Consider the following 2,394-nt stretch of genomic DNA (forward strand, 5'->3'; position numbering starts at 1 on the left):
TATGCTGGTGCACTCTTTCTGGGTGGCCGGCAAGCTGGGGACGGGTTTCTTCACTGAAACTGACCGTGGAGAAGTGTACGTTCGCCTGGAGTTCCCCACTTATTACGATCTGGCGGCTACAACCGCGAAAATCCAGGAAGCCGAAGCACGCCTGAAAGATGTTCCCGAACTGAGACATATTCTCACCACGATTGGCAAAGCCGAAGCGGTGCTGGGGCAGTCCAGCGAGGGTGTTTATCTCGGGCAGATGTTGCTGGTGTTTTCGCAGCGGACGGAGCGCAAGCAAACGATCTATGATTTGATGGATATCGTCAACCGGCGATTGCAGAATTTTCCCGACGCCCGTGTTGTGGTCAGTCAGGCATCGCTCATTGGTGGGCAGAGCACACCCGTGGAAATGGAAATCTCCGGCCAGGACCTGCGGGAGCTGGACCAACTGGCCCTGGCCAGTCTTCGGGTGGCTAGGGAAATCCCCGGCGTGCTGTCTCCTGATACATCGGTGCGGGATCCCAAGCCGGAAATCCGCATCCGGCCACGACGGCCCATCCTGGCCGACATTCAATCGCCCGCCGTTGGATTGGGATTGACCCTCCGCGGTAATCTGGAAGGCATTAAGGCCGGAACGTTCAAGTCCCGCCAGACCGCCCGGAATTACGACATCGTCGTGAAGTTCAAGGAAGAGGAAGGCAAAGACCAGGTGGCCGGTTTTCTGTTTCCCGGAGCAGAAGGCCACGCGGTTATTCTGGCCACGCTGGGGACTGTAGAAGAACGCCGGGTTCCCATCCAAATCGTCCGCAAGGATAAGCAGCGGATCGCAAAAGTAACGGCTCAACTGGCGCCTGATTTACCACTGGGGAAGGCCGCCCAGCTTATCAGTCAGGAGGTTGACCGTCAGGTCCAGATGCCGCCGGGTTACCGGTACAACTTCGGTGGGATCTACGAAACGATGCAGGAAGGATTGGGTGGGCTCTTCGAGGCGTTCATTATTTCGGTCGTCCTCGTGTTCCTCTCGTTGGCGGCGATTATCGAATCATTCAAGCGCACCTTCCTCGTTTTGGTCACCGTGCCGCTGGCGTTGATCGGAACATTCTGGGCCCTGGGACTGACAGGGCAAAGCCTCGATATCTTCGCGGTGATGGGCATCGTCATGATGACAGGGATTGTGGTCAATAATGCCATTCTGATTGTTGACCAGTTCAATATCCTCCTGGCTCAGGGGGTTCCCCGTCATCAGGCGATGATCCAGGCGGCTTGCGATCGTTTCCGGCCCATTGTGATGATCACGCTGGCCGCCGCCCTGGGCATGCTGCCGCTGGCGCTGGGACGAGGCATCGGAGCGGAACCGCGCGTCGGCGTGGGGGTCGCCACCGTCGGTGGTATCCTGGTATCAGGCGTCCTCACGCAGATTGTGATCCCGATCCTCTATGACGTGGCCACGCGAGCAGGGAACCATTCCCGCACGGCTGCGGCCTGACCTGCATGACCTGGTTACACACCTGACCTGAACGAGTCACTCGAAAAGAAGCCGGTAAGACTCGGGCACTTGAGCACGTCGCGGCAGCCGCCGTGAATTGTTGGAGGTTCTGCCGCCCGACAACGGATCCGAGGAACCTTCCAGCGGATCGCCCTCCCGGATCCTCGCCAGGCGTTCTCGAATCTTCTCGGTGTACTGGGGCGAGAGCTCGAATCCCAGAAACCGTCGCCCCAGCTTTTTCGCCACCGCCAGCGTCGTCCCACTTCCTGCAAAGGGATCTACCACCAATTCACCGGGCCGGCTGCAGGCCCGAATAATACGTCCCAAAAGCTGCTCGGGCATCTGGCAGCCGTGAAACCCCTGCCGCTCCCGAAATGTCCCGCACACGCGGGGAAAGTACCAGGTGTCTTCGTCGGGCTGAAAGCCGCCCGGAACATCCTGCGGTCGAAGAATCCACGTATCGTCAGGGATTCGCCCCTTAGGATGGGCCCGCTTGTCTGCGTACACCAGTTGCCGGGCCGACGGTACCCGAATCTCCTCGGCATTGAACGTAAATCGCTTGGGGTCTTTCACCCAGTAGAGAAGGTGCGTATGAGAGCGGGTGAATTTGTTCTGGCAATGGACCCCGAACGTGTAATACCACACCACCCAGTTCCGCAACACCAGGCGATGTGCCCGCTGAATCATCACTTTGAGCTCGGCCACGTATTCATCCCCGATTGCCAGCCAGAACGTGCCATCAGGCTTGAGGATGCGGGCCACCTCGCGCGTCCAGCGCTCGCACCAGTTCAGATATTCTTCGTCATCCAGTTCGTCGCGGTAGATATCGTACTGGTAGCCGATGTTGAACGGTGGGTCTGCAAAGACGAGGTCCACCGTGCCCGAGGGAATCCGCTGCATGCCTTCGATGCAATCCACGC

2 protein-coding genes are annotated in these 2,394 nt (G+C 58.9%); one reads left to right on the forward strand and one right to left on the reverse strand.

The window, feature by feature from the left end; genetic code table 11:
* Positions 1 to 1,474 (forward strand): efflux RND transporter permease subunit (locus H5U08_RS15910; protein ID WP_297035256.1); only part of this gene is annotated, 1,474 nt, incomplete at its 5' end.
* 36 nt (positions 1,475 to 1,510) lie between these two features.
* Here H5U08_RS15910 and H5U08_RS15915 read toward each other — a convergent pair.
* On the reverse strand, positions 1,511 to 2,392 hold the full coding sequence (locus tag H5U08_RS15915) for a DNA methyltransferase (protein WP_297035259.1): 882 nt from the start codon (positions 2,390 to 2,392) through the stop codon (positions 1,511 to 1,513).
* Between the last annotated feature and the right edge of the window lie 2 nt (positions 2,393 to 2,394).

The organism is Thermogutta sp. (assembly GCF_014359955.1).
GTDB lineage: Bacteria > Planctomycetota > Planctomycetia > Pirellulales > Thermoguttaceae > Thermogutta.